Here is a 26,516-nt window from a genome sequence, read left to right as displayed (position 1 = left end):
ATATAAACAATCGGCATTACTATGCTTTTTTGTGCCTATAATGTTACTTTCCAACAGATTAAACAGAACTACATTTGATTATCGCCTTTTATAAGTTTGGGTAAATCTTGCAATTTTCTTTCTTTGGGCGAAAGTTTTAACCATGCCTGGTAAGCCTGGCCAATGTAATATGAATATCGAAAAGGTCTTTCTTCTTGTATTTTTAAAACTGATGGACGATAAATAATCATGAAATTTTTCAAATCTTCGCCATCTAGCTTTGTTAATTCTTTGATGTTTTTCTCGCTAAAATTCTGATCAATTTCTGCATTATAGCTTTCCTTTTGTTCGAGTTCTGCTTCTAATCGTTGTTGGCGTTTATATTTACCATGACCAAGATTTAAACTCAAACCACCTACTTTATCTTTCATTCCCTTTCTGTACAAATTGCCGCCTGTACCTAAAAGTGTGTACTTTTCAGCCATCGGATCTTTTGCCAAAACCTCCTTATTAATTTTTACTCCGTTTATATTTACATCATTCAAATTATTTGAACGAACAACCATATAAATAGTTTTTGGAAGTAAATTAGTTAGGTAAAGTGTGTCTGTTGTGTAACCAACGAAAGAAAACTCTAATAAATCGCCAACTTTTGCAGGTACTGTATATTTCCCGGCAGCATTAGCACTAACTATTTTTTTCGTACTTAAATTTCTTATAGTAACCCCTGGAATGGTTGATGATTTTTGAGAATAATCGTAAATAGTTCCAGTAGTAACGGTTTGGCTAATTGCAGCAAACGGAAGAGCAAGAATTAATAAAATGATCAGCTTATACATATCCAAAAATATATTAGTTTTAAATGTTAAATCCCTATTTAACAAACTTTAACATTAAAACAACCAATTTAACCAAGTGTTTCAGTGTAGAGGTTTTCATCAAAAGAAATTAAAATAGCTTTACCATCTTTTTCTATAATTGGGCGTTTAATTGCACTCGTATTTTCTACCAAATAATCAATCGCCTTTGCTTGATTATCAATAACTTGCTGTTCTTCTTTTGATAACTTCTTCCAGGTTAATCCTTTTCTATTGAGTACAGTTTCCCAACCAAAAATGTTACACCAGGCATTTAATTTCTCCTTTGAAATGCCTTTTTTCTTAAAATCGTGAAATTCGTAATCTATTTTATTTGCCCTTAACCAATCTAAAGATTTCTTAACTGTATTGCAATTTGGTATGCCGTATATCGTCATTTCTATTTATTTGATGTTTCAAAGGTAAGGAGGAAAATTTATATGAGTTAATTTTGAATTAGAGAATTGTAGAATGAATGGTTGAATAAAGCCAAAATCTGTAATTAAACAATAAAAAAAAACTAATATTTTAATGAATGAACCAAAATCTGTAAATCTGTGGCTAAGAAATCTCAACTTCAATTCGTCACATTTTTAAGCACATCTATCACATTTTAAAAATTAATTTTAATGGTGTTGTTAAAATTGCATCATCAAAAACGAAAACATGGCTATTAAAGATTTACACAAAATAGAATTCTGGCTTTCAACCTGCTTCTATATTCTCATCGTAATTTTAATTATTACAAATGCAGGTAGTAGAGATCACAATCATAACTACTACTACTTTAGAGGTGCTAATTTAACTTTTTCACATATCTCAAATTATTTAATTCCAGAGCTTTTTAGGTTCTCCGTTTTATATGCCAATTTTCTTGCTATTAATTTTTGCATTATTCCAGCATTTATAAAAAAACAAAATACACTAGCAAACAGCTTTTTTTTAATCGGTTTATTTCTACTTGGAGGCTTAGTAATTAGCATTTGCAACACATACACAAAAGCTTATGTTTTGGTAGAATATAGCGACATGCAAAATGGTTACAACAGGCTATTTTACGAAGGATTTTTATATAGCTTATGGTGCATAGTAATTATTGCATCTTATGCATTAATTAAAGAATTTATACTTTACATAAAAGAAAATAAATACCGCGATGTAGATGAACGTACACAAATTAAACTCGATGTTGGTTTCGGCCTCGCTTTTTGGTTTGTAGGTTTATTACTTTGGATTTCTACACAGTCGGGCATAGAAGTTAGCATTTGCTGGAGCCTCGTAATTTTTTCAACTATAGGCATTTTTGTATATTCTATTTACAAATTGTTGCCTCAAAATTTCGAGCAAGGTAAAAAGTTTAAAGTTTATTTCTGGCAGGTTTTCTTCATATCCATACTTTTAGCAGTTCCGCTGGGTTTAATTTCTACAATTTTTATAATGCGTGTAGAAATGTTTTTTGTAGTTTTTTTATTCCATTTACCAACACAACTTATTATCACTGTTCCACTATCATGGTACGTTTACAAACAAAGAACTTCTACACAAACTGAGGTTCAAAGTCTTCGCACCAAATTAGGGAAATCAGATGCTAATCTAAGTTTTCTACAGTCGCAAATTAACCCACACTTTCTATTTAACGCATTAAACACACTTTACGGAACCGCTTTACAAGAAAATGCAGATAGAACCGGGGAAGGTATTCAGAAACTTGGCGACATGATGCGTTTTATGCTACATGAAAATATGAAAGATAAAATATCGCTAACGCGTGAGGTTGAGTATTTAAACAATTATATCGATTTGCAAAAATTACGTACTTCACGTTCTGCTGATATCAAAATCGAGACTCAAATTGATGAACAACTGAACAACCTGGAGATTACACCTATGCTTTTGATTCCTTTTGTAGAAAATGCATTTAAGCATGGCATCAGCTTGCAACAGCCATCGCACATTAAAATCACCTTACAAACTAAAGAAAAAACACTTTATTTCGATGTTAACAACAGCATTTACCACAAAGCCGATACCGACCCCGAGAAACTTAAAAGTGGTATTGGTTTAGAAAATGTTAAACACCGATTATCGCTGCTATATTATGGCAAACACGAATTAATTATACGAGAAAGTGCGAGAGAATTTTTTGTGCATTTAACTTTGCAGTTAGATTAGCTAAAATTATTTTTTTGAAAATGAAAGTTTGTACCAATGGGCGGCTGATACTCCCGCTATCGCCTATAGTCCCGATGAAGGCTGTGGAAGAAGAAAATACACAATAAAAATGGTCAAAACTGTGCATAAAATCGGGCGCTATTTGGCTTTATCGGGTTTATAAACCAAGTTTTGTGCAAAAAAACTTTGTTAAATAGCCCCGACATAAACGAAAATACTTTTGGCTTTAAAACTTACGAAGTCTATTAGCAGCTTGAAAGTAGACTTCGTAAGTTTAGCCAAAAGATTGCAGTGTTGGCGGGATAGAACTTGCCAAGAATTACAGACTTACCGCTACTGAAAATAAATTAACAAGGATAGAATTTTAAAAAACATAAATCTAATAGTACCTTTAAACATGATTGCAATAGCAATAGATGATGAACCCATAGCACTTGATATTATTCGATCGCATGCTTCGAAAGTGCCATTTATTGAACTTAGTGCAATATTTACAAATGCTTTTGAGGCCATTACCTACTTGCAACAAAATAAAGTGGATTTAATATTTCTGGATATCAAAATGCCCGATATTAGCGGAATAGATTTTCTAAAAAGCTTGAGCAATCCGCCCATGGTAATATTTACAACCGCTTATACAGAACATGCTGTACAAAGTTTTGAACTTGATGCGGTTGATTATCTACTAAAACCTTTCTCACTATCCAGGTTTTTAAAAGCCTGCAATAAAAGCCACGAACTTTTTGATCTTCGCAATAATAAAGTAGAAACAAAACCTGATTATATTTTTGTAAAAGATGGTTACGAGCAGATTAAAGTAGATTTAAGCGATATTCTTTACGTTGAAGCTTCGGGCAATTACACACAAATTCAGCTTAAAGATAAGCTCATAAGTTCTAGAATTACAATCAATGATTTAGCAGACTTATTGCCAAAAACGAGTTTTATAAGGTGCCACCGAGCTTTTATCATCTCAAAAGATAAAGTTTCAAAATTCGATAGAAATCAAATTTGGATTGGTGAAAAAATAATTCCGATTGGTGCAACTTATGGCAATCTTCAATTGGCGTAAATAAACTTACAACATTTAAACATTCAGTACTTTCAACATTCCAAGCTTAGCAGTATCTTTGCAGCATGTCAAGTCAATTAAAAAATCTATCTGATTTTTCTCATACAACAGTTCCAAGTGGAGCAAATTATAAATTCGGCATTGTTGTGGCCGAATGGAATGCCGAAATTACCGGTGCCTTATATAATGGCGCATTAAAAACGCTTTTGGAAAATGGTGTAAAAGAAGAAAACATTGTTTCTTTACCTGTTCCTGGTAGTTTTGAATTAACCGGAGCAGCAGATATTTTACTAAACAAAAGAGCTGATTTAGATGCGGTAATTTGTTTAGGTTGTGTAATACAAGGAGATACAAAACATTTTGATTTTATTTGCGATGCAGTTGCACAAGGTCTAACAAATGTTGGTATTAAATATAGCAAACCTGTTATTTTTGGCGTTTTAACCACTAATAATTTAGAGCAAGCACAAGACAGAGCAGGTGGTAAACATGGCAATAAAGGTGATGAAGCAGCAATTACAGCAATTAAAATGGCTGATTTTTCTGCCAACATTAAATAAATATGTGTAACTTAGATATTTAAAGCTTAATCATTAGAAATGAAAAAAATTGCCATCCTATTATTGGCGGTGTTCAGCACCATTACCATATTAGAATCTTGTTCATCAAAACTTTGCCCGGCATATAGCTCTTATCCTGAAGGCAAACGTAGAAGAAACTAATTAGAACTTAACTACTTTCATTTTTGGATTATTTTCAGAACATTAATGTTTTGAGAATGTTATCTATAAAAAAAATAATAATTATGGCTTGGGTTAATTTAACATCAATAGAACAACTTGATGAGATTAAAAGTGCAGAAGGATTTAGTTTAATATTTAAGCACAGCACACGTTGCTCCATCAGTATGATGGCAAGGAAGAATTTTGAATTAGATTGGGATGTTATTCCTGCTGATACGAAATTGTATTTTTTAGACTTAATTACTTACAGAGAAATTTCAAACAAAATTGCAGAGGTTTTTCAGGTAACGCACCAATCACCACAAATTTTATTAATTAAAAACGGCGATTGCGTTTTAGAAGCTTCACACAGTGATATTTCTGCAGATGAAGTAGCAGAAGTAATTGCTGCTTAGAATATTTAAACCTATAGATTTACAGATTCTTTAATATTAATCTGTAAATCTATAGCTTATTTTTTTAATCTATTTTCAATATTTTCGATGTTCTGCTTCGGGTTTCTCTACAAAGCTCCACATCATCAGCTAAAGATTTTCCGTATGTAGGAATAATTTCTTTAATTTTTGCTTGCCATTCTGGTGTTTGTAAATCCTCTTTGAAACAACGGCCTAATAAATCGAACATAATCGAAACTGCAGTTGAAGCACCCGGAGATGCACCGAGCAATGCGGCAATAGAACCGTCTGCAGCACTCACCACTTCAGTTCCAAATTCCAAAACACCGCCCTTTTTTGCATCTTTTTTAATTACCTGAACACGCTGACCAGCATATTCCAATTCCCAATCTTTTAACTCGGCATTTGGCAAATATTCTTTCAAAGCATTTAATCTATCTTCTGGCGATTGTCTAACCTGTTCAATCAGATATTTAGTTAAATCCAGATTATGTAAACCTGCCGAAATCATCGGACGGATATTATTAAATTTTATTGATTTTGGTAAATCCAAAAACGACCCGTTTTTTAGAAACTTAGTAGAAAAGCCAGCATATGGCCCAAATAATAAAGCTTGTTTACCGTTTATCATTCTGGTATCTAAATGTGGCACCGACATAGGTGGAGCGCCAACCGAAGCCTTACCATAAACTTTTGCATGGTGTTTAGCAATTATCTCTTCGTTAGTACATTTTAACCATTGTCCACTTACCGGGAAACCACCAAATCCTTTTCCTTCGGGGATATCAGATTTTTCTAACAATGGAAGTGAACCACCACCAGCACCAATAAAAACAAATTTAGCAATGCGCTTGCGTTTATCTCCGGTTTCTAAATCCTTAACTTTTATAATCCAATTTCCATCTTTATTTTTCTTCAAATCACGAATCTCATGGTTGAAGTGAAGATTAACATTTGTTTGCGCCTTCAAATAATTAAACATATCGCGGGTTAAAGAACCAAAGTTTACATCGGTTCCTAAATCCATCTTTGTTGCAGCAACCTTTTCCCCCTTTTTACGCCCATCAATAACTAACGGAGCCCAAGTCTTAATTTGCTCAGCATCTTCGGTATACTCCATATCGCTAAACAAATTATATTTAGTTAATGCATCGAAGCGTTTCTTTAAATATTCCGAATTCTTTTTACCCCAAACAAAACTAATGTGGGGAATTTTTTTAATAAAGTTTTCTGGATTTGATATAAGATCTTTCTCAATTAAATATGCCCAAAATTGTTTTGAAACCTCAAAATGCTCTGCAATTTGTATTGCTTTTTTAGTCTCAACAGTTCCATCTTTTTTTTCTGGGGTATAATTTAATTCACAGAAAGCAGAATGACCAGTACCTGCGTTATTCCAAGCATCAGAACTTTCTGCAGCAGCAATATCCAGGCGTTCGTAAATTTCTATGCTTAAGTTGGGTTCAAGTTCTTTTAATAAAACACCCAATGTTGCGCTCATTATTCCGGCGCCAATTAGAATCACATCTGCGTCAGTTTTACCAACTGTCTTTTTCTTTTTTGTCATCTTATATAAAAGGAGTTACAAATTTAGAATCATTTTAAACATGAAACGAATTTTCGTATATGAAATCTCAAAAATTGCCAAAAAATGTATTTTTATTTAGTTAATGTATAATTAATTAATAAAATTCAATCAGAGGTATTGATTTTCAATGTGAAATTATCAAATCTTCATTAAGATTTTATTAAAGACAAGTATTTAAACAAATTTCTGTCGTATTATAATGTGTAAATCAAATTCATGGTTCTATCAAAAACCCATAATAATCGGATTATGGTAAAATTTCAGATATTATTAACGGAGCATCATCACTAATAATTAATACATCCTTAAATCATCTCTAATATCCGAAGTCTCGCTTCTTTAATTGAAGCATGAAACATTTTATTTTACTGATTTGTGTTATTTCCTTTTTTGTTGTTCAAGAGAAAATACACTTATGGAACATGCGATGTTAAGTATGGCTGTTTTAACAACCGGAGGTTTAGGACAGCCGTTTGCCTCTTAAGAATGCTCCAAAACCCAACCGTAACTATTGGATGATTCTGAAATTAAAACTTTGCTGGAATTTTTCCGTGGGTTTTTAATTTCACTAACAATCTTTTTATCTATCGGAAGATGGCTATCTAGAAATATTAAATGGTAAGATAATAAGAAAGTATTCCAATGTCTTACACAAAAGCCGTTTTTGGATGGAGAAATTTATTAGCGCTACAGCACCTTTCCAAATCATTTGTATCACATTTAATTGGCGAACTATTTAATATTGCGATCTTTCAACTTTACAACATTACAACAATCAACCTTGTAACATTTCAATCCTATTCCTTAACTTTGTGCTATGATTGATTTACCTGTAGTACCTGCTGTTACCGAAGTTAAACGCAAACCAGATTGGTTACGTGTTAAATTACCTGTAGGTAAGGAGTATGCTCAAGTACGTAGCTTAGTTGATACGCATAAACTTCACACCATTTGCGAAAGTGGAAACTGCCCAAATATGGGCGAATGTTGGGGTGCAGGTACGGCAACTTTCATGATTTTAGGCAATATTTGTACCCGCAGTTGTTCGTTTTGTGCGGTTGCAACAGGTAGACCATTGGCTGTTGATGTTGATGAACCTAATCGTATTGCTGATTCCGTGAGATTAATGGGTGTAAAACATTGCGTTATTACATCTGTAGATCGTGATGACTTAAAAGATGGTGGCTCCATTATTTGGGCAGAAACTTTACAAGCTATTCGTAGAGAAAGCCCCATTACTACTTTGGAAACATTGATTCCTGATTTTAAAGGTCAGTGGGACAATTTGTACAGAGTTTTAGAAGAGCGCCCGGAGGTTGTTTCACATAATATGGAAACTGTAAAACGCTTAACCAGACAAGTACGTATACAGGCTAAGTATGATAGAAGTTTAGAAGCGCTAAAAAGAATTTCTGAATTTGGGTTAAGAACAAAAACCGGTATTATGTTAGGGCTTGGAGAAACTAAAGAAGATATTTTTGAGGCAATGGATGATTTGGTTGCAAATGGTGTACACATTTTAACGCTTGGCCAATATCTACAACCGACTAGGAACCACCATCCTGTAGTAGATTGGATTCATCCAGATACATTTGCGATGTATAAAGAAGCTGGTTTATCAAAAGGTTTAAAGTATGTAGAAAGTGGGCCACTTGTGCGCTCATCTTATCACGCTGAAAAACATCTTTTTCCGATAGAAGGAATTAAATAAATTTAATAAATAGATTAAGGTTTCAACTTTTTTAAACAATTGCACTCCAAACAAGAATTAACTTCGAAAACATTTCTTTGGATTTATTGTTGTGAGTTGTATATTCGTAACCACAAGTGAGTGCATTAAAAAAAATTACCTTAACCGAGCCTGAACTAGTTTTGGCATTGCAATCGAAGGATCCGGCAGTGTTAAAAACTATTTATAGCATGTATTCATCTGCTCTGTATGGCGTAATTTCGCGTATTATAACTCACACAGAATTAGCTGAAGACGTTTTGCAAGAAACTTTTGTAAAAATTTGGCAATCTGCTTCACACTACGACAATACAAAAGGCCGTTTATTCACTTGGATGATGAATATCGCTAGAAACCTTTCTATTGATAAACTTCGTTCTAAAGATTTTAAAAATTCTCAAAAAAACCAAGATATAGAAAATAACGTAAGTTTCGTTGATGAACAAAACAAGGTAACATTTAACCCAGATGTACTTGGCGTTAAACAACTTGTAGATAATTTAAAACCAGACTTACAGGTTGTTCTTAATTTAGTTTATTACAAGGGTTTCACACATGTAGAGGCCGCAGAAAAGTTAGATTTGCCATTAGGAACTGTTAAAACCAGAATCCGTTTGGCTATTATAGAATTGAGAAGGAGTTTTAATTGAGCGTGGAAAATATAAAAGCATATATCGAATCTGGAGTACTTGAACTGTACGTTTTAGGTGATTTATCACCTGAGGAAACGCAGCAGGTTGAAGAAATGGCTACTCGTTACCCGGAGGTAAGAGCTGAGATTGCTTCTATAGAAGAAGCGATGGAGCAATATGCAATAAGCAATGCAGTTGAGCCACCAAAAGATATAGAGCAAAAACTGTTTGATAAACTTGGAATAAATCTTTTAGAAGAAGAAGAAGAAGGTGCCAGTAACCAAGAAACATACATTAGAGAACCTAGAATTATCCAATTAGACGCAAGCGACGGGAAAGTTAGAACATTACGTTACGCCTTGGTTGCCTGTGTTGCTTTATTAGTACTAAGCGTTGCGGCACTTTTTATCACTTATAATAAATTAAGTGATGCTAATAGTCAAATTGCAAGTTTGAATTTAGATAAAGAAAAATTTGCTGGAGTTGTAAGTAAATTAGAATATGATAATAAAGGCTTGAGTAATGTAGCAGAAATGGCCGAAAGTAAAGAATGGGCAACTATTAGAATGCAAGGACAAGCAATTAGTCCAAAATCTAAAATGAATGTTTATTGGAATAAAAAAGATAAAAGTGTACTGATAAATTATCTAGCGATGGATTTACCAAAGGCTGATGCAGAACATGAATATCAACTTTGGGCGTTAGTTAATGGTAAACCTGTTAGTTTAGGTTTATTTGGCAAATCAGATTCTACCTCAAATGATGCCATTATAAAAATGCAAACAATACAAGAAGCGCAGGCATTCGCAGTAACTTTAGAACCGATGGGTGGTAGCGTAAACCCAACAATGGAAAAACTAACAGTAATGGGTGGCGTTTAAAAAAATATTTTACTAGTAAAAGGCCTGATGTTTTTAAAATATCAGGCCTTTTTTGTTTTGAGAACTCTTCATTAATGTTAATTACAATATTTTAACCCGTTAAAGCAGCTTTTAATTCAAAAGCTATTCTTTCTGCTACTTCTGATGCTGTAACAACAGCCTTTTCTGTGGCTAAGCTATCGCCAGCTTTACCATGTAGATAACAAGCAAGCAGTGCAGAATCAAACGCATTGTACTTTTGAGCAACAAAGGCCGCAATAATTCCGGTTAGAACATCGCCCATACCGCCTTGAGCCATTGCAGGATTACCAGTAGGATTAATGTAAACCTTACCTTTGGGTGTACAGATGAAAGTAAATTGATTTTTTAAAACAATTATCACATTTAACTTTTGTGCTTGAATTTTGGCGGTCGCAACTCTATCCCACCAGCTTTTATGTATTCCAAAAATCCTATCAAATTCTTTAATGTGTGGTGTTAAGATTGAATTGACAGGAATTTTTGCAAGCAAATCTTGTCTTTTAGATAGAATATTTAAAGCATCAGCATCAATGATAAGTGATTTATTAAAAGAGATTAATTTTTCTAAAAACTCCTCATTTTCCTCAGAAATACCTAGCCCAGGCCCAATTGCGATTGAATTATAACTTGCAATGCTTTCAACAGAAGTAATTTCTTCACGTTCTACGGCCATAACCTCTGGCATTGCAGTATTGAGCGCTATTAAACCAGCATTTGGGCTACAGGCAGTTGTTAATCCGGCACCTGAGTACAAGCAGGCTTTACTTGCCAACAATGCAGCACCCATCGTTTTGTTGTTTCCTGCAACAATTAATGCATGACCATAAGTCCCTTTATGACTAAAAAGTTTGCGGGGTTTAATTGTTCTCTGAATATCTTCATATTCAATCAAATAAAAATCAGATTCTTGATTTTGAAGGTATTCCTGATTCAAACCAATGTTTACAACCTCGAATTTTTCGGTTGCAGGGCTACTTTCAGGAAAAAAGAAATTAATTTTTGGTCGTTCGAAACAAATGGTTTTATATGCTTTAATACCAAAATATGTATCAGGAAGTTTTCCTTCTGAGAAAAAACCCGTTGGGATATCTACAGCATAAATTTTCTTATTTGAAGAATTTATTTTGGAAACCAGTTCCAAGTAATCTCCAGATAATTCCCTGTTTAAACCAGAACCCAAGATTGCATCGATTATGATATCAGAAGAAATATTTTTTAAGCTGGAAGATTTACTAAGAATAAATTTCTTACATTTTGATTCTTCAATGCGTTGCAGATTTATTGTAAAGTCTACGCTTTCTTTCTCACTAAAATCAACAATGTAAATTTTTATATTTTGGTAGCCGTTTTGTAGCAGAACATGAGCAATTGCTAAGCCATCTCCACCATTATTGCCCTTACCACAAAAAATAGCAATGCTTTTATGAATATCAAATTCTTCTTTTAATAAACAATGTGTAAATGCTCTTGCTGCATTTTCCATTAAATCTATAGATGCGATTGGCGTATTGATAATTGTAAACTTATCAACATCATGCATTTGTGTACTGGTTAGCAGTGTTTGCATAAAACGAATATATGGTTTTAGCAATAATAAAATTTATTAAGATTTGTTTGATAATAATCCAAACAGAAATTTCAAAAATCGAAATTCAAGGTTTAAACTTATAATCATACTTTAGATAACAGGACAAGCTATAAATTAGAGCTAATTAATCTTTACAAACAAACACTACAATTAGATTTACTCGTTAATTATAATCTTTTTAAATTGAAGTAAATCTTCATAGAAATTGATTATTAAAACGGTTTTTGGTTTTGGTGTTACCAACTTTTGATAAACACTAGTTTCGATTATATCTAATGTTTGCTTACTAGATTTAACAATTACTAAAACATCATTCTCAACCAAAAAATCTACATGAAACTTATAGTTTAGAATAACTCCATTATAACTTACATCATATTGCTTATTTGCTACAAAGCTAATACCCTTATCAGCTAACTCTGCCTCGAAAGCCTGTTTGTACAAGCCAGCGTTTAAGTTTTTACCTAAATGCCTATGGATTTTCATTGCAATATTAATCAGGACCATAAATTCGCTGCGTGAAGGTATTTCTGTTAAGGCATTCTTATATAACATATCTTTACTGTTAGGCAGATCTTCAAAAAATAAATTATTCATAACTGAAAACAACAGATGGCTTTCTGTAACCTATTTTCCGCTCCTCTGTTTTTATCTCTGCTCTAACTTCTTCTACGTTAGCAACTTGTTTATTAAACTTCTGAAGGGCTTTCCGAGCTTCAGCAGCATCACCTTTAACCTTCATAGACATTTTATCCATAGATTTCATATCTATTGATGAGCCACTAACCGTTTTACTTGAATATGTATTTGATTCTTCTACTGATGCTTTTGCCTTTCCATTAGCTTCCAAAAGTTTTAAACGCAATTTTTCTACTGCCGCTTCCTCTTCAGATTCCTTAACTTTCAGTTCCAGAATTTTAACATTAGTTTTTAATAACTCGATTCTGTTGTTAAGTGTTTTCACCGAGTCTTGAGATACATTGGCTGTGTAGGTTTGAGCCATCGATACTTTACAAGTTGTTACAAGAAGTATAGCAAATAGGAATTTTATCATTACAATCTGTTTGGATTGCAAATCAATACCCAAGAAGTATGCCGCTCAGTAAAACGCTCTATTTAGAAGGTTTCTAAAATTTTGTGGGGAGAAATGAGATAATTGTAGTAATAATGAGGATTTTTCTCTACAATTAGGATTGGTTTAAACTTTTCATTTCCTCTTTAATAACCAGAAACAATTCATTAGGTCGCTGAGTACCAATAAAATACTCCAAACCATCGCGATCAGTTAAAACTACCGCATCTTTACCCGAAGAATAGAAGCGAATTGTGCCTTTTGTATGTAGGTTATATACCGGATTATTAAAAAAATAACGACTATAGGTTGCCTTTCTTACATCAACTATACTATTTAAATCGATTTTAACGCGTTTGGTAGTCCAAAGGCCGTCTAAAATCATACTACCGTTATCAACAATAATTTTGTATTGAATAAGGAAAAGTAGAAGCATTGAAACGCCGATAATTCCGAAACCTACTACAAGAAACAAATCTTGCGTATTATCTCGGTCGCGTTCGTAAACATATGCAGCAAAACAAAATGCAGCCATAATTAATCTAATGAAAATGCGAACATAATCACGGCCAATGTATTGTTTTTCGATATACGCGTATTTGCTTTCCAACTTATTTAATTTTGATTTCGAATATAGCAACTTTTTTCGTTGCCTTGGTTAATTTATAGCGGTTATCCTGTCTAAAGCCAGCAATCCAAATTACATCACCATTTCCATTAATCAAAATTGGGATATCATTCTTTAGATGAATAGAAATTTTTTCGTCGATAAAAAAATCGCTTAACTTTTTAAAACTACGCATACCAAGTGGCATAAATTTATCTCCTTGCTGCCAATTCCTCATTATCAATGGGAAAATTAATTTACCAGCATCAACATACAGCAATCTTTTATCGATGGTATATGCAATATCATTTGTAAAATTTAAACTAAAATGATGCGCCCCAAATTGAAACTCGTTTTCGTTTCCATGAATCATTTTATATTGGTTCACACTTTCAATTAATGAAGAAATGATTAAATAATCCCTATCTATCAATGCTTGATGCGTTTCACTTAAAAATCTTAAACCACTTTGCTTACCAAGATTATTTAACAGTAATGAAATTACAGATTCAGAAAAATTGTATGGCTTTAACAGTTCAAATAACAGAAGATTTATTGGCTTAAGTTTTTCAATTTCTGCTATTGCGATGTATATACCATCCTTTCTTTGCTGAACAATTTCGCTATTTAATTGCTGAATATGTAAGTTAAAAAACTCCTCTAATTGGCTAAATCGGTTTATATTTTGAGCAAAAGTATGTTCCAGATTAGGATTTATCTTTTGGAGATGCGGAATTACATCTAAACGAATTTTATTTCTCGTATAATTTGCACTCAAATTGGAGCTGTCTTCTACAAAAGATAAGTCATGCTCATCGATTAAAGTATTAATTTCTGCTTTGCTTAAGAACAAAATCGGGCGAATTAGTTTATCCCGTTTAGGCAAAATACCATGTAAACCACTAATTCCTGTTCCCCTAACCAAATTAATCAATACAGTTTCTACAGCATCGTTTTGGTGTTGTGCAAGCGCAATATAATCATATCCGTTTTGCGCTCTAATTTCTTCAAACCATTGGTAACGAAGTGCCCGTGCTGCCATTTGTGTAGAAATTTTATTTTCAGCGGCATATTTTTTCGTATCAAAATGCGTTAAATGGAAAGTAAGATTTAACGATGCGGATAACATTTTAACAAAATGCTCATCACGCGTTGCTTCATCTGCCCGTAAATTGAAGTTACAATGCGCTACACCAATATTAACTCCTAAGGCTTTGAATAAATGAAGCATTAATACCGAATCTTTGCCTCCACTTACGGCAAGCAAAATTTTGTTACCATTTGTAAACAGATTGTGCTGTTCAATAAAATCCTGAAATTGTTTTAAAGGTAACATTCATCAAAAATATTTAATTTTAATCGGTTTCTGAACGTTCGAAACAAAAAACTAACTTTGTAGGGTGCAAAAAATATTTGTCTTTCTATTCTTTTTAATAAGTCCGGTGCTACTGTTTGGGCAAAAAAAAGGCTCAATTATAAAAATTATAAACTCTACAAGGGTTACTGGCGATACCAAAAAGAAGGCACTTTATCTTATCAATCCGGTTTTTCAACAAGATAATGCGACACTAACATGTGATAGTGCTGTATTTTACACGGAAAGAAATTATTTTGAAGCTTACAAAAATGTACACATCCAACAGCTAACAACAGATATTTATTCTGATGAATTGCAGTATGACGGTAATAAAAAACATGCGCATTTAACCGGAAATGTCAAAATGGTCGACCCCAAATCTACCCTTACTACGAACATTTTAGATTATGACATGGTTGCAAAAATTGGCACCTACACCAGTGGTGGTAAAATTGAAACGCAGGATGTAACCTTAACCAGCAAAAACGGATATTACTTTAATAATAGCAGCGATGCTTATTTTAGATATAATGTTTTAGTTGTAACGCCGCAGAGTACAATTAAGTCGGATACGATGCGATACAATGTAGATACCAAATGGACCTACTTTTACGGACCAACGAACATTAAAGGCAAAGATGATAATATGTACACAGAAAACGGTGCATATAATACTTTAACTGAAGATGCCTATTTTGGCAAGAAAAACTTATACACGCAGGATACAAAATCGTTAAAAGGTGATAGCTTATATTATTACGGAAAAGCAGGTTACGGAAAAGCGGTAAAAAACATTGTTTTTACAGATAAAAAAGACGGCACCAAAATGTTTGGCGATTTGGGCTATTATTACAAAATAGACCAACGCACATTGGTAACTAAAAATGCTTATGTTGATATTATTTCAGGCGACTCTGTAACCGTAAAAGATAAAAAACGACCTGATACTCTTCGTCTAGGTGCTGATACCTTGGAAACACAAATGGTTTTACAAAAAACGCTAAAACTTGTTCCGAAGATTTCTGTGAAGGCTGATAACCAGGTTGGTGAAGACGAGGATGAAGGTGGTACAACCGAAAAACCAGAAAAAGAAGAAAAAATCCCTTCTGAACCTAAAATAGCGACTAAACCTGAAACAAAAAACAATAAGAATTCAAAAAATAAACGTGGTGATAAGAATGTACCAGCCAAACCCGATTTATTGAAACAAATTATTGCAGATAGCACAAAATTAAAAACAGATTCTCTAGCGGATAAATTAATCAAAACAGATAGTTTGAAAAGTGTTGCATCAAAACTCAAACCCGACTCTACGATAAAGTCTGCAACTAAATTAAAAGATAGCTTGCAGGCAAAAAAAGCTTTGGCAAATGTTGCGGCAAAAAAAGCAGTTAATACAACAGCAAATGGTTTAGCAAATAAAAATGCTGTAGTAAAAAATCTGAAGGATGCTACAAGCAAAGTTTTAAAGCCAGACTCTGCTATAAATCCTGCAGATACAATTCAAACCAGAACAATTAAAGCTTATCATAATGTGAAGATTTTTAAGAGCAACATTCAAGCAAAAACGGATAGCTTGTTTTACACAAGTGCCGACTCTACCTTACGTTGTTTTGTAAACCCGATTGTTTGGTCGGAAGGCTCTCAAATGGTTGGTGATACAATTTATGTCCAATTTAAAAACAATAAATTGAACAACCTGCAAGCTTTTAGAAATTCATTTCTTGTTAATACTCCTGCAGATTCTTTGCGTTTTAATCAAATCAAAGGCAGATTTATGACTGGTTTTTTCTCAGAAGGAAAACTGAAAACTTTATATGTTGATGGAAATGCAGAAAGTATTTACTACACCCAAGATGATAGCACAAAGGTTTATAAAGAAATGAACCAAACCCTTAGTAGCAGAATAAAGTTTACATTTAAAGAAAACGACATTGATGATATTACTTACATTAACAATGTAGAGGCTGCTATAAATCCTGAAAATAAAATACCAAAAGATAATGTTTTAAAGGGCTTTTCTTGGAAGCCAAAAGAAAGACCGCGTTCTAAAAAAGAGGCTATCGGTTCATCAGGAAAGCCTAAGACAAAGATTAAAGCGCCAGCTGCAAAGCCATCAGCAACAAAAAAGTCAACTTTACCTCAAACTAAAGTTATGCAAACCGATAAAAACATTTCAAAAGCTGTGGCACCTAAAACTTCAGCAAAAACAGATTCTTTGTTAAATGAGATTAAACCAATTTTGCCTAAAAAAGATTCAACTTTAAATAAACTAAAAATTGCGCCAAAGCAGTAGTTAAGATTTTAGAAATGCTACCATTTTCTGAAGTGCCAAGGCACGATGACTGATTTCATTCTTTTTTAACAAATCCATCTCCGCGAAAGTTATGTCATAACCATCTGGCTGAAAGATTGGGTCGTAGCCAAAACCATTTGTTCCAGATAATTCTTCTCTTATTGTGCCGTTAATTACACCTTCAAACAGATGATTAGTGCCATTTTGCATTAGTGAAATTACAGTTTTAAACCTTGCTTTTCGATTTTTCAAACCTTGCATTTTCCTTAAAACCAGTTGAATGTTTTCAGAACTATCTCTGCTTCCAGAGTATCTTGCAGAAAAAACACCTGGCTCATTATTTAAAGCTTCAATTTCCAAACCACTATCATCTGCAAAGCAATCGATGTTATAATGCTCAACAACATAGGTACTTTTTAAGGTTGCATTACCATCAAAAGTATCCGCCGTTTCAGGAATATCGGTATCGCAGCCAATATCTTGCAGATTTAAAACTTCATACTTACCATTTAAAGCTGCCCGAATTTCTTCTGTTTTGTGCTGATTATTTGTTGCAAATACTAATTTCTTCATTTAAAAAAAATCTACTTTATAATTTGAAGGTTTGCCCAAAGCTTTTTCTTCGCAGCAACATCAGCATCCAAATCGTGCAGATTTGGAGCAAAAATCATCCTGGTATTTTGATGGGTAATTACTTCACCTGCCCAAATCAAATCTAGTTTTAAATGATTTGTTTGTATTCCAAAGGCCAGCAATAATTTTGGCTTAAAGAAACTATTTAGTTCAGAAAAATCAGCATCAGCGTATGATGCATAATTTAACAGCGCAAAATCTGGCGTACTTAAATCTATCGCCTTAACGATTTTCCTTAACAATTCTCTACCCTGTTCTGTACTTACAGGATTGGTATCATCATGTACAAGAATCAATACAGATTTTTTATTACCACCTAAAAATTTAAAGTTTTTGGGCTGTAATGGTTCTTCAAGAATAGCAGTATTTACGACGTTTTCAGCATAATTTTTAACTTCATTAGATTGAATAACGTCATTTAAACCACTTTCTTTAGCTTGATTAGTATCGTTTTTAACCCCCGCTAAAGAATCCACTTCTGAGGCTAAAACCAGCTTTGAAGCTTCACTAGCCTGCATTACTACCGAATTATCTTCTACCAGAAAAACATCATCTGTAAAAAATAATCGTAAAGCGTTGGCATTGTTGGTAAGCTGGTTTTCCATTCGTATTTTTGCACTAAAATAATATCTGTTAAAATTAGTTAAATATCTTATAATAGCTCCGCTAATTGTTACTTTTATCCATTAAAATTTATAGAACCCTCTGTGTGAGAAAAGCTTATTGCTTATTTGTTTTTAGTTTTTTTACTGGCTCTACATTTGCCCAAAATGTTGCTACAATTAACAATAAGCCTTTAAGTAGTAAGGAGTTTATGTGGGCTTACAAAAAAAGCCACAACGGAAATGCCTCTACAGACTATAATGATCTTGCAAACTATTTAAACTTATACATCAATTTTAAGCTTAAAGTGCTTGATGCAAGAGATATGGGTTTTGATAAAAATGAGGGTTATAAGGAAGAAGTAAAAACTTACGAAAACGCTTTAGCGGAACATAAAAAAGCAAGCAATAAAGGCAAAGATCATGATTTTTTGATTAACGAATATCGAGAAGGCGTGCTTATGTTTAACGTTTCTGAACAAAAAATTTGGAGCAAAGCTCAGGATGATGAACAAGCGATTAACGATTATTATCAAAAACATCAACAAAATTACAATAAACCATTAAGCGAAGTGAGAGGCGAAGTTGTTGCCGATTATCAGCAAAAATTAGAGGAAAACTGGTTAAATAACTTAAAACAAAAGTATCAGGTTAAAATTAATGAGAACGAATTGCGAAAGTTAGCAAGACTATAAATCGCTAGAGATTTAATTAATAAGGCCATTAATATTAAATTTGCAAAATACAATAAATAGAATGAAGAAAGTTTTTTTAGTAGTAACTGCGTTATTGAGCTTGTTTATAAACACATACGCTCAAAAAAACAATATAGATAAAGTTGCTGCTGTTGTAGGAAATAATATTATTCTCCTATCGGATATTAATCAACAATACACGCAAATTTTGTATCAGGGGCAGACAGCTGACCCGAACATTAAATGTAAAATTTTAGAAAACACTTTAATACAGAAGTTGCTAAAACAACAGGCAGAAATCGATTCGATTATGGTTGATGATAGCCAGGTTGATGATGAAGTTAACAGACGTATGCGTTATAGCATTAACCGTGCAGGTGGGCAAGAACGTTTAGAGCAGTTCTTAAACAAATCTGTTCTTCAATATAAAGACGAAATCAGACCATCAATTAAAGATGAATTGATTGCTCAAAAAATGCAATCGAAAATTACTGAAAACATCAACGTAACACCGTTAGAAGTAGAAAAATACTACAAATCTTTAGGTGATACACTTCCAGAATTTAACACAGAGGTTGAAGTTGGAGAAGTAATTTTGAACCCTCAATTAACTAAAGCAGAGAAAGAAAGATTTCATGATAAAATTGAAGCCTTACGCTTGAGAATTAAAGGTGGTGAAGATTTTGGCGCATTAGCAAAAGCATACTCAGAAGATCCTGGTTCAGTTGGTGATGGAGGTGATTTAGGTTTCTTCGACAGAAGCCAGATGGCAAAAGAATTTACTTCTTGGGCCTTTAAACTTAAGGCCGGAGAAATGTCGCCAGTATTTGAAACCGAATTTGGATTCCACATTTTACAGGTTATTGAAAGAAGAGGTGAGCAGGTTCATGCCCGTCACATATTAATTATGCCGAAAAGCACACAGGCAAGTATCGATCGTACTAAACTTCATGCAGATAGTATTTATAATAACATCATGGCAAAAAAATTAAGCTTTGCTGCTGCTGCAAATTTATATTCTGATAATAAAGAAACAAAATATAACGGTGGTATGATGCTTAATGCTGAAAATGTACAAAGCAGAACTACATTTATTCCGATTGATAAATTGGACCCGGCAGTATTTTTAGTTATTGATACGATGAAAGTTGGAGGCATTTCTAAACCAGAATTATTTACGGCTGCCGATGGCAAACAAGGTTACAGAATTTTGTACCTAAAATCTAAAATACCACCTCACAAAGCAAACTTAGTTCAGGATTTTCCAAAAATTAAAGCTGCTGCGCAGGATGATAAAACCAACCGCACATTAAGCGAGTGGTTTGAGAAGCGCAGAGAAAGTACATATATTAAGATTGACCCGGAATTCCAAATTTGTGATGGTTTAAAAATCTGGACCAAAACAAAAACCGAAACGGAAAGTAAGTAATGCCCATGCAGTACAAAAATGAAGTAGAAGCAGTAGATGCCCTGCACCAATCGTTTAACACCATCAAAACTGAAATAAGCAAGATTGTTGTTGGGCAGGATGATATCATAAAATCCGTTTTAATCGCCATTTTCAGTAACGGACATTGTTTACTGGTTGGTGTACCCGGATTAGCCAAAACTTTACTTGTACAAACTGTAGCATCAGTATTAGATTTAGATTTTAACCGTATTCAGTTTACACCCGATTTAATGCCGAGTGATATTATCGGTGCAGAAATTTTAGGAGAAGACAGACACTTTAAATTTATTAAAGGCCCTGTTTTCTCAAATATTATTCTTGCCGATGAAATTAACAGAACGCCACCGAAAACTCAGGCAGCTTTGTTAGAAGCAATGCAAGAGAAATCGGTTACCGCAGCCGGACAAACGCATACCTTACCGAAACCATTTTTCGTTCTGGCTACACAAAATCCAATTGAGCAGGAAGGCACTTACCCACTCCCCGAGGCGCAGTTAGACCGTTTCATGTTCAACATACAGCTAAATTATCCTGCGTTTGCAGACGAGCTGAATATCGTTAGGAATACAACAAGCAACAAAACTAATCAGCTACAAAAAATTATTCATGCTGATGATATTCAATATTTCCAGAAACTAATCAGAGATATTCCTGTTACAGATAATGTTTTGGAGTATGCCGTTAAACTGGCGGCTAAAACCCGCCCAAATACCGAGTTTGCTACAGAAGCAATAAACAAGTATGTAAGCTGGGGCGCTGGTCCAAGAGCATCTCAATTTTTAGTTTTAGGGGCAAAATGCCATGCTGCAATAAGCGGAAAATATGCGCCCGATATTGAAGATGTTCAGGCGATTGCCGAACCCATTCTGCGCCATCGCATTGTTAGAAATTACCGTGCTGAAGCCGAAGGTTTGTCTATTGAGAAAATAATTAAAGATTTGCTTTAAAATAACTTTGATAAATAAAAAGCATAATCAATTAAACTATAAGCCTTAAAATTTATTTTTTTGAACATTGTTGTTATCTTTACAACTCATAACAAAGCATAAATTATAAATCAAAAATATTAGATATGTCAGCTCACGACTCACACGCACCGGTTCAGCAAACAAAAGGGATTTGGGCATTACCACTAACCGTATGGATTATTGTTTTAATCCTTTGCGTTGTATTTACCAGGCCAATATTTCATCATGCAGAAGAAGGTAATTCATCAGAACATGGAAAAACAGAAGCTACACATACTGAAGAAGCAAAACCTCATCATTAAGATTAGCATAATAAATAGATAACAAAAAAGACCTGATAATTTTAGTTATCAGGTCTTTTTTGTTTAGTCAATATTAAAGTATGCTTAAAGTGAATTTAATATTTTTCCATCATTGCTTCGTGCCTCGCAATGACGATTTTATTGTTTTTGCTTCAGTAATCGCAAAAGAACCAAAATCCTTTTTACTTAATCTGATTCATTAAATTAGGGAAATCAGTAATTACACCATCAACCCCCAAGCTCATAAAATACTTAATATCCTTAGTTGTGTTAACCGTCCACGGGATAATTTTAACGCCCATTGCATGACATCTATCTACTAAACCCTTGCCAACCAAAACAGAATATGGACTGTAAATAGTCGGTTTAAATCCTAGTTTTTCAATATAATCTTCGAACGGTTCCTTTTCATCTATCAATAATGAGGTTTGAATTTTAGGATATTTCTCATGTAAATACTGCAGTGTACGCATATCAAAAGATTGAATTATAACCCTTTTAGCAAGTTTCTTTTCATTAATTACCCCCATAATCAATTCTACAAATTCGGCCGGTTCGGGATGAAACTCATTATCGCCATTTTTTATGGTTTTAGTTTCAATACTGTACATTGGTTTTGGCAGTTTATTCTGCTTCACGTAAGCTTCTACAGCATCAATAGTTTCAGATAGAGAAGGCTTATAAGCTTTAAACTTCATCTGCCCCGGAAAACGATTATGAATCTTACTGCCTACATCAAATTTCTTAATCTCCTCATAGGTCATTTTATAAATATTAAAGTTCTTTTGCTCCTTAAAAGTTATTGCCTTTCCATTGGGTTGCAAAGAAATTTCAGTATTAAAATATGGTTCCTGAGAAAGTATTACTTGTTTATCTTTTGAAATAACAGCATCTATTTCGAGCGTATTAACGCCCAAATCCAAGGCTTTAAGCATTCCTCGAATGGTATTTTCTGGCATTATACCTCTTGCACCTGCTTTACCCTGAATATCAAACTTTTGTTTTTGGGCAAATACATTTATAAAAGTTAAAATTATAAGCTGAACGAGTATTAGTTTTTTAAGCATGAAATTCATTTTGTAAAATAACGTAATATTTAAGGTTTAGATATAAAAAAAAAGGGCTTTCTTTTTACGGACAGCCCTTTTCAAGTTCACATTATAAATTATCTTTCAGCTGGTACAAAAGCCTGAACAATTAAGTTCCAACTAGCATCAGCTGCTTTTTCATAAACAAAAACATAATTAAAGCTTTCACGTAAATCAGCTTTGTAATCAATTGTTGCAACACCATAAGTGTAAGCAAAATCGCTTCCTGCAGCCTTATCAACTCCTGTAGTTTTTAAGTTAATTTTACTAACCATACTGTTGTAAAAAGCAACAATTTTACCTTTACCCTCAATCGCTTCGTTTCCAGGAAAAAGCAAACGGGCATCGTTAGTCAAAAAGCCACCAAAAGCACCAATACCATGTGTTTTAAGAAAGGTATTAAGTGTTTTTTCAGTAGTTAAAATTACATCTTTACCTGCTTTAATTTCCTTCTCGTTTATAAAAGTTTTAGGCGCAATGTGTTCTTTTGGCTCCACAAATCTATCTGCAATTTTATTTAATGGTTTATTAGTTTCCGTGCCTAAATCAATTGCCAGTTTCCATTTGCCACTTTCTACCTTCCAAATAGATAAATACTGACCATATTTTTTTTCTGATGTACCAACCTGGTAATTCCCGGTTGTAAATCCCCAATCGCCACTTTTAGAAACCTTTGCTAAATTTGGCTCCCAACTTACTTCGTTCATGCCTTTTGATTGACCTGCATAGAAAGTTTTTGCGTTAACTGGGTTCGGTCTGAAAACTAATGCATTTGCTGATGAGTATTCTATGTAAGATTCTTTATCGCCGCTTTTTGCTATCGATTTAGCAAATTCTTTTTCTGCATTAACTAAAGATTTTGTGGTTCCATCACTTTTTTGTGCAAAGGCACCAAATGCTAAAAGTGAAGCTAATGCGGTAGAGAAGATATGTTTCATTTGTAGATATTTATTATTTTTTAATTAGTGTTGAGCGAATATAAAATTTTCTTTCGGCTGAGTTTATAAAAGTAATCAACAATTAAACATTATTATTTTTCGCGATAAATGGTTTCCAGAACGGTTTGCCCTGTCGCTTTTAAGGTATTTTTATCAATGTTTGCTAAATTATCCAGCTGAGTATGCCAGTTGATGTAGAACCCACTATTATCACTATAATGGATAATATCAATACAAGGAATTCCGGCTTTGTTTATCCAGAAATGATCATCTACCAATCTTCCACTTGGAATGCTTACAAAATAAGATGAATAACCAATTTCGCTTCCAATATTCCAAACCTTATTCACAACTTCCGGCGCATTCTGAAGGGATATTTCATCCTGAGTAAATTGAGCATTTCCACCACCAACCATATCCAGATTGATACCATATATTGCTTTATAACCTGTTTTCGAAACATTTTTCGCCCAATATTGAGAACCTAGACACCAGGTGGTTTCCTCTGGTGTTTCATCATTGGCTTTGCCATAATCTTCCAAATCCCATAGTATAAAATCTACACCCACATTTGGTTGTTTTTGTTGAATTTGACGAGCCATTTCAAGGATTATTGCAACACCACTGCCGCCATCGTTTGCCGCATCAAATTGTTTGTTATGGTTTGCAGGATCGGTATCTTGATCAGAAAATGGTCGTGCATCCCAATGAGCAGTAATTAACACCCTGTTTTTATTATCTGGATTAAAACTTGCATGAATATTTTTTAGCTGAAAGGTTTTACCATCATAGGTTTTAGTCGGCTCACCTTGAATGCTCACTTTTGCACCAAATGATTTTAACTTTCCAACCAAGTAATCAGCACATTTTTGATGTGCCACAGTTCCCGGAATCCTTGGGCCAAAATCTACCTGTACTTTTGTGTAGGCAAATGCGCTATCCGCATTAAAATCTGGAGAAACCAAGTTAATTTCTTGCGCAACTGTTTCGCCATCTTCTCTAGATTTTTTATCGCTTTTACAGGCTTCGAAAGCAAAAATTGCAATCGCACATATCATTAATAGTTTTTTATTCATTTATTAATAGTTTAAATCCAGAGCCTAAACCTTACTCCAGGTCGTACCTTCCTTACCATCCTTAAGCTGAATACCGAGTTCCTGCAAACCGATTCTTATCTTATCAGATGTAGCGTAATCTTTATTTTCTTTCGCTTCTTTTCGAAGATTTATAACCATATCCAACACGCTATTCAGCTCTAGGTTATCAGATTCCTCATCCTTCAAACCTAAAATATCAACAACAAAATCACTTATTAAAGCCTTCAATTTATCCAATTCAACGGCAGTAATTTTGCCCTTGCCATCATAAACCGTATTAATAATTCTAACCGCTTCAAACAATTCGGCAATTAAAACCGGACTGTTAAAATCATCGTTCATTGCATTAACACATTTCTCCTTAATGGCATCAATATCGAAATCGCTTTCTGCAGAAGTTTGAAGTTTATCAAGTAAACTCACCGATGCCATCAATCTCCTGAAACCTTTTTCAGAAGCATCAAGTGCATCATTGGAGAAATCTAAAGTACTGCGGTAATGTGCCTGAAGCATGAAAAACTTCACCGTCATCGGGCTATAACCTTTTCTAAGCAGAGGATGGTCGCCGGTGAATAACTGCAAGGGTAGGAAACCATTTCCGGCAGATTTTGACATACGCGTACCATTTACCGTAAGCATATTGGTATGCATCCAAAAGCGAGCCGGTTGGTGGTGACTGCAGGCTTCAGACTGCGCAATTTCATTCGTATGGTGCGTGGCCGCCAAATCCATCCCGCCGCCATGAATATCAAATTCGGCACCAAGATATTTAGCACTCATTGCCGAACATTCGATATGCCAACCCGGAAAACCCATGCCCCAAGGCGATTGCCATTGCATTAAAGTTTCTGGCTTTGCTTTTATCCATAATGCAAAATCCAAACGACCGCGTTTTTCATCCTGTCCACCCAATTCACGGGTATTGTTCAGCATGTCTTCCAAATTGCGGTTGGTTAATATCGTATAATTATATTCTTTGCTGTATTTCTCTACATCGAAATAAACATTGCCACCAATTTCGTAAGCATAACCATTTTCAATGATAACTTTAATCATCTCAATTTGCTCGATAATATGGCCCGTAGCAGTCGGCTCTATACTTGGTGGCAGCGTATTAAACATACGTAACACCTCATGAAAACCTAACGTATATTTCTGTACAATTTCCATCGGCTCAAGCTGCTCTAACTTTGCTCTTTTTGCAAATTTATCATCGCCCTCATCTCTATCGCCTTCCAAATGACCTGCATCGGTAATATTTCGCACGTAACGAACCTTATAACCTGCATATTTAAGGTATCTGAAAATTAAATCGAAAGATATAAACGTACGGCAATTGCCCAAATGCACATCACTGTAAACCGTCGGACCGCAAACATACATCCCAACATTGGGTGCATTTAAAGGTAAAAATTGCTCTTTTTTACGAGAAAGCGTATTGTAAAGCTGTAAGCCAGTATTCATATTGCAAATGTAATATTTACCAGCGGATTGTTTGGAAAATGGTTAATTGTTTAAGTGTTGATACTGGTTAATTGACAATACATAAATCAAAATCTTTTTTATTAGGAGAGCAAAACCTGTATTTCAATTAATGTTCAGTCCTGCTTTTCATTACAAGTCCTCGCTACGCTGTGGGCTTTTCATTTCAATCCCTTAGGTTTGTTCAATTTTATTTAAAAGAGATAATTTTGATTCGGAAACCTTAAAAGCAGGGGTGAACTATACTGCAATCCAGACTTATAAAGGTCTAA

Annotated in this window: 27 protein-coding genes; 13 read left to right on the top strand and 14 right to left on the bottom strand. The window is 34.0% G+C overall.

The window, feature by feature from the left end:
- Nucleotides 1-68: 68 nt before the first annotated feature.
- Entirely contained in the window at nucleotides 69-818 is a 750-nt protein-coding gene (locus QWY86_RS09775) for a hypothetical protein (RefSeq protein ID WP_290241406.1), read from the bottom strand.
- A 68-nt stretch (nucleotides 819-886) separates the two neighbouring features.
- Entirely contained in the window at nucleotides 887-1,234 is a 348-nt protein-coding gene (locus QWY86_RS09770) for a Spx/MgsR family RNA polymerase-binding regulatory protein (RefSeq protein WP_290241404.1), read from the bottom strand.
- Between the two features lie 268 nt (nucleotides 1,235-1,502).
- On the opposite strand from QWY86_RS09770, the gene QWY86_RS09765 reads away from it, so the two are divergent.
- The 5 genes from QWY86_RS09765 to ytxJ all read left to right on the top strand — a co-directional run bounded on the left by QWY86_RS09765 (nucleotide 1,503) and on the right by ytxJ (nucleotide 5,218).
- Nucleotides 1,503-3,008 carry a sensor histidine kinase gene (locus QWY86_RS09765; protein ID WP_290241402.1) on the top strand — a complete coding sequence of 502 codons (1,506 nt, stop codon included), beginning with the start codon at nucleotides 1,503-1,505 and terminating at the stop codon, nucleotides 3,006-3,008.
- 397 nt (nucleotides 3,009-3,405) lie between these two features.
- Complete coding sequence (locus QWY86_RS09760; RefSeq protein ID WP_290241400.1) at nucleotides 3,406-4,080, top strand: LytR/AlgR family response regulator transcription factor; 675 nt, start codon at nucleotides 3,406-3,408, stop codon at nucleotides 4,078-4,080.
- Between the two features lie 65 nt (nucleotides 4,081-4,145).
- Nucleotides 4,146-4,640 (top strand): 6,7-dimethyl-8-ribityllumazine synthase, encoded by a 495-nt coding sequence (ribH, locus tag QWY86_RS09755; protein WP_290241398.1) that lies wholly within the window; start codon nucleotides 4,146-4,148, stop codon nucleotides 4,638-4,640.
- A 39-nt stretch (nucleotides 4,641-4,679) separates the two neighbouring features.
- Nucleotides 4,680-4,802 (top strand): hypothetical protein, encoded by a 123-nt coding sequence (locus tag QWY86_RS09750; protein ID WP_290241397.1) that lies wholly within the window; start codon nucleotides 4,680-4,682, stop codon nucleotides 4,800-4,802.
- 83 nt (nucleotides 4,803-4,885) lie between these two features.
- Entirely contained in the window at nucleotides 4,886-5,218 is a 333-nt protein-coding gene (ytxJ, locus tag QWY86_RS09745; protein WP_290241395.1) for a bacillithiol system redox-active protein YtxJ, read from the top strand.
- A gap of 64 nt (nucleotides 5,219-5,282) precedes the next feature.
- On the opposite strand, the gene QWY86_RS09740 is transcribed toward ytxJ, so the two are convergent.
- On the bottom strand, nucleotides 5,283-6,785 hold the full coding sequence (locus tag QWY86_RS09740; protein WP_290241393.1) for a malate:quinone oxidoreductase: 1,503 nt from the start codon (nucleotides 6,783-6,785) through the stop codon (nucleotides 5,283-5,285).
- Between the two features lie 838 nt (nucleotides 6,786-7,623).
- Here QWY86_RS09740 and lipA point away from each other — a divergent pair.
- From lipA to QWY86_RS09725, 3 genes are all read left to right on the top strand, one after another.
- On the top strand, nucleotides 7,624-8,517 hold the full coding sequence (lipA, locus tag QWY86_RS09735; protein WP_290241390.1) for a lipoyl synthase: 894 nt from the start codon (nucleotides 7,624-7,626) through the stop codon (nucleotides 8,515-8,517).
- Between the two features lie 116 nt (nucleotides 8,518-8,633).
- On the top strand, nucleotides 8,634-9,185 hold the full coding sequence (locus QWY86_RS09730) for an RNA polymerase sigma factor (protein ID WP_290241388.1): 552 nt from the start codon (nucleotides 8,634-8,636) through the stop codon (nucleotides 9,183-9,185).
- 2 nt (nucleotides 9,186-9,187) lie between these two features.
- The gene (locus QWY86_RS09725) at nucleotides 9,188-10,048 is read left to right on the top strand and encodes an anti-sigma factor (protein ID WP_290241386.1); all 861 of its coding nucleotides are present in this window, start codon (nucleotides 9,188-9,190) and stop codon (nucleotides 10,046-10,048) included.
- Nucleotides 10,049-10,139: 91 nt separating this feature from the next.
- On the opposite strand, the gene QWY86_RS09720 is transcribed toward QWY86_RS09725, so the two are convergent.
- The 5 genes from QWY86_RS09720 to tilS form a co-directional block, all read right to left on the bottom strand.
- Nucleotides 10,140-11,636 (bottom strand): NAD(P)H-hydrate dehydratase, encoded by a 1,497-nt coding sequence (locus tag QWY86_RS09720; RefSeq protein ID WP_290241384.1) that lies wholly within the window; start codon nucleotides 11,634-11,636, stop codon nucleotides 10,140-10,142.
- Between the two features lie 177 nt (nucleotides 11,637-11,813).
- Nucleotides 11,814-12,254, bottom strand: coding sequence for a GxxExxY protein (locus QWY86_RS09715; RefSeq protein WP_290241382.1), 441 nt, complete (start codon nucleotides 12,252-12,254; stop codon nucleotides 11,814-11,816).
- Complete coding sequence (locus QWY86_RS09710; RefSeq protein WP_290241379.1) at nucleotides 12,247-12,711, bottom strand: hypothetical protein; 465 nt, start codon at nucleotides 12,709-12,711, stop codon at nucleotides 12,247-12,249. Before QWY86_RS09710 ends, QWY86_RS09715 begins: the two co-directional genes overlap by 8 nt.
- Before the next feature lie 133 nt (nucleotides 12,712-12,844).
- On the bottom strand, nucleotides 12,845-13,339 hold the full coding sequence (locus tag QWY86_RS09705) for a hypothetical protein (protein ID WP_290241377.1): 495 nt from the start codon (nucleotides 13,337-13,339) through the stop codon (nucleotides 12,845-12,847).
- A gap of 1 nt (nucleotide 13,340) precedes the next feature.
- Entirely contained in the window at nucleotides 13,341-14,672 is a 1,332-nt protein-coding gene (gene tilS, locus QWY86_RS09700) for a tRNA lysidine(34) synthetase TilS (protein WP_290241375.1), read from the bottom strand.
- A gap of 64 nt (nucleotides 14,673-14,736) precedes the next feature.
- Between tilS and QWY86_RS09695 the strand changes: the two genes are divergently transcribed.
- Nucleotides 14,737-16,989 carry an OstA-like protein gene (locus QWY86_RS09695; protein ID WP_290241373.1) on the top strand — a complete coding sequence of 751 codons (2,253 nt, stop codon included), beginning with the start codon at nucleotides 14,737-14,739 and terminating at the stop codon, nucleotides 16,987-16,989.
- Here the strand turns inward: QWY86_RS09695 and QWY86_RS09690 are convergent, their stop codons facing one another.
- Both QWY86_RS09690 and QWY86_RS09685 read right to left on the bottom strand, forming a co-directional pair.
- Nucleotides 16,990-17,562: a non-canonical purine NTP diphosphatase gene (locus QWY86_RS09690; protein ID WP_290241370.1), complete on the bottom strand. Its 573-nt coding sequence runs from the start codon at nucleotides 17,560-17,562 to the stop codon at nucleotides 16,990-16,992.
- An 11-nt stretch (nucleotides 17,563-17,573) separates the two neighbouring features.
- A complete protein-coding gene (locus QWY86_RS09685; RefSeq protein WP_290241368.1) occupies nucleotides 17,574-18,227 on the bottom strand; it encodes a hypothetical protein in 654 nt (217 codons plus the stop codon).
- A gap of 104 nt (nucleotides 18,228-18,331) precedes the next feature.
- Here QWY86_RS09685 and QWY86_RS09680 point away from each other — a divergent pair, with 104 nt between their 5' ends.
- The 4 genes from QWY86_RS09680 to QWY86_RS09665 all read left to right on the top strand — a co-directional run bounded on the left by QWY86_RS09680 (nucleotide 18,332) and on the right by QWY86_RS09665 (nucleotide 21,639).
- Complete coding sequence (locus tag QWY86_RS09680; RefSeq protein ID WP_290241366.1) at nucleotides 18,332-18,919, top strand: hypothetical protein; 588 nt, start codon at nucleotides 18,332-18,334, stop codon at nucleotides 18,917-18,919.
- Between the two features lie 61 nt (nucleotides 18,920-18,980).
- Complete coding sequence (locus QWY86_RS09675) at nucleotides 18,981-20,348, top strand: peptidylprolyl isomerase (protein WP_290241365.1); 1,368 nt, start codon at nucleotides 18,981-18,983, stop codon at nucleotides 20,346-20,348.
- A gap of 5 nt (nucleotides 20,349-20,353) precedes the next feature.
- Nucleotides 20,354-21,316 carry an AAA family ATPase gene (locus QWY86_RS09670; RefSeq protein WP_290241363.1) on the top strand — a complete coding sequence of 321 codons (963 nt, stop codon included), beginning with the start codon at nucleotides 20,354-20,356 and terminating at the stop codon, nucleotides 21,314-21,316.
- Nucleotides 21,317-21,441: 125 nt separating this feature from the next.
- Nucleotides 21,442-21,639: a hypothetical protein gene (locus tag QWY86_RS09665; protein WP_290241361.1), complete on the top strand. Its 198-nt coding sequence runs from the start codon at nucleotides 21,442-21,444 to the stop codon at nucleotides 21,637-21,639.
- A 182-nt stretch (nucleotides 21,640-21,821) separates the two neighbouring features.
- On the opposite strand, the gene QWY86_RS09660 is transcribed toward QWY86_RS09665, so the two are convergent.
- The 4 genes from QWY86_RS09660 to cysS all read right to left on the bottom strand — a co-directional run bounded on the left by QWY86_RS09660 (nucleotide 21,822) and on the right by cysS (nucleotide 26,226).
- Entirely contained in the window at nucleotides 21,822-22,706 is an 885-nt protein-coding gene (locus tag QWY86_RS09660; RefSeq protein WP_290241358.1) for a glycerophosphodiester phosphodiesterase family protein, read from the bottom strand.
- 98 nt (nucleotides 22,707-22,804) lie between these two features.
- Nucleotides 22,805-23,665 (bottom strand): nuclear transport factor 2 family protein, encoded by an 861-nt coding sequence (locus QWY86_RS09655; protein WP_290241356.1) that lies wholly within the window; start codon nucleotides 23,663-23,665, stop codon nucleotides 22,805-22,807.
- A gap of 92 nt (nucleotides 23,666-23,757) precedes the next feature.
- Nucleotides 23,758-24,741, bottom strand: a complete 984-nt coding sequence (locus QWY86_RS09650; protein WP_290241354.1) for a M28 family peptidase — start codon at nucleotides 24,739-24,741, stop codon at nucleotides 23,758-23,760.
- Between the two features lie 24 nt (nucleotides 24,742-24,765).
- Nucleotides 24,766-26,226 (bottom strand): cysteine--tRNA ligase, encoded by a 1,461-nt coding sequence (gene cysS, locus QWY86_RS09645; protein ID WP_290241353.1) that lies wholly within the window; start codon nucleotides 26,224-26,226, stop codon nucleotides 24,766-24,768.
- Between the last annotated feature and the right edge of the window lie 290 nt (nucleotides 26,227-26,516).

The sequence above is a fragment of the Pedobacter aquatilis genome, assembly GCF_030409415.1.
Lineage (GTDB): Bacteria > Bacteroidota > Bacteroidia > Sphingobacteriales > Sphingobacteriaceae > Pedobacter > Pedobacter aquatilis.
Note: the sequence above shows the minus strand (reverse complement) of the source record. Positions and strands in the feature narration are given on the sequence as shown.

Excerpts from the sequence above, each read along its gene's own strand:
- QWY86_RS09775 (WP_290241406.1), bottom strand. The coding sequence starts at position 818 with ATGTATAAGCTGATCATTTTATTAATTCTTGCTCTTCCGTTTGCTGCA.
- QWY86_RS09770 (WP_290241404.1), bottom strand. The coding sequence starts at position 1,234 with ATGACGATATACGGCATACCAAATTGCAATACAGTTAAGAAATCTTTA.
- QWY86_RS09765 (WP_290241402.1), top strand. The coding sequence starts at position 1,503 with ATGGCTATTAAAGATTTACACAAAATAGAATTCTGGCTTTCAACCTGC.
- QWY86_RS09760 (WP_290241400.1), top strand. The coding sequence starts at position 3,406 with ATGATTGCAATAGCAATAGATGATGAACCCATAGCACTTGATATTATT.
- ribH (WP_290241398.1), top strand. The coding sequence starts at position 4,146 with ATGTCAAGTCAATTAAAAAATCTATCTGATTTTTCTCATACAACAGTT.
- QWY86_RS09750 (WP_290241397.1), top strand. The coding sequence starts at position 4,680 with ATGAAAAAAATTGCCATCCTATTATTGGCGGTGTTCAGCACCATTACC.
- ytxJ (WP_290241395.1), top strand. The coding sequence starts at position 4,886 with ATGGCTTGGGTTAATTTAACATCAATAGAACAACTTGATGAGATTAAA.
- QWY86_RS09740 (WP_290241393.1), bottom strand. The coding sequence starts at position 6,785 with ATGACAAAAAAGAAAAAGACAGTTGGTAAAACTGACGCAGATGTGATT.
- lipA (WP_290241390.1), top strand. The coding sequence starts at position 7,624 with ATGATTGATTTACCTGTAGTACCTGCTGTTACCGAAGTTAAACGCAAA.
- QWY86_RS09720 (WP_290241384.1), bottom strand. The coding sequence starts at position 11,636 with ATGCAAACACTGCTAACCAGTACACAAATGCATGATGTTGATAAGTTT.
- QWY86_RS09715 (WP_290241382.1), bottom strand. The coding sequence starts at position 12,254 with ATGAATAATTTATTTTTTGAAGATCTGCCTAACAGTAAAGATATGTTA.
- QWY86_RS09710 (WP_290241379.1), bottom strand. The coding sequence starts at position 12,711 with ATGATAAAATTCCTATTTGCTATACTTCTTGTAACAACTTGTAAAGTA.
- tilS (WP_290241375.1), bottom strand. The coding sequence starts at position 14,672 with ATGTTACCTTTAAAACAATTTCAGGATTTTATTGAACAGCACAATCTG.
- QWY86_RS09690 (WP_290241370.1), bottom strand. The coding sequence starts at position 17,562 with ATGAAGAAATTAGTATTTGCAACAAATAATCAGCACAAAACAGAAGAA.
- QWY86_RS09685 (WP_290241368.1), bottom strand. The coding sequence starts at position 18,227 with ATGGAAAACCAGCTTACCAACAATGCCAACGCTTTACGATTATTTTTT.
- QWY86_RS09675 (WP_290241365.1), top strand. The coding sequence starts at position 18,981 with ATGAAGAAAGTTTTTTTAGTAGTAACTGCGTTATTGAGCTTGTTTATA.
- QWY86_RS09670 (WP_290241363.1), top strand. The coding sequence starts at position 20,354 with ATGCAGTACAAAAATGAAGTAGAAGCAGTAGATGCCCTGCACCAATCG.
- QWY86_RS09665 (WP_290241361.1), top strand. The coding sequence starts at position 21,442 with ATGTCAGCTCACGACTCACACGCACCGGTTCAGCAAACAAAAGGGATT.
- QWY86_RS09660 (WP_290241358.1), bottom strand. The coding sequence starts at position 22,706 with ATGCTTAAAAAACTAATACTCGTTCAGCTTATAATTTTAACTTTTATA.
- QWY86_RS09655 (WP_290241356.1), bottom strand. The coding sequence starts at position 23,665 with ATGAAACATATCTTCTCTACCGCATTAGCTTCACTTTTAGCATTTGGT.
- QWY86_RS09650 (WP_290241354.1), bottom strand. The coding sequence starts at position 24,741 with ATGAATAAAAAACTATTAATGATATGTGCGATTGCAATTTTTGCTTTC.
- cysS (WP_290241353.1), bottom strand. The coding sequence starts at position 26,226 with ATGAATACTGGCTTACAGCTTTACAATACGCTTTCTCGTAAAAAAGAG.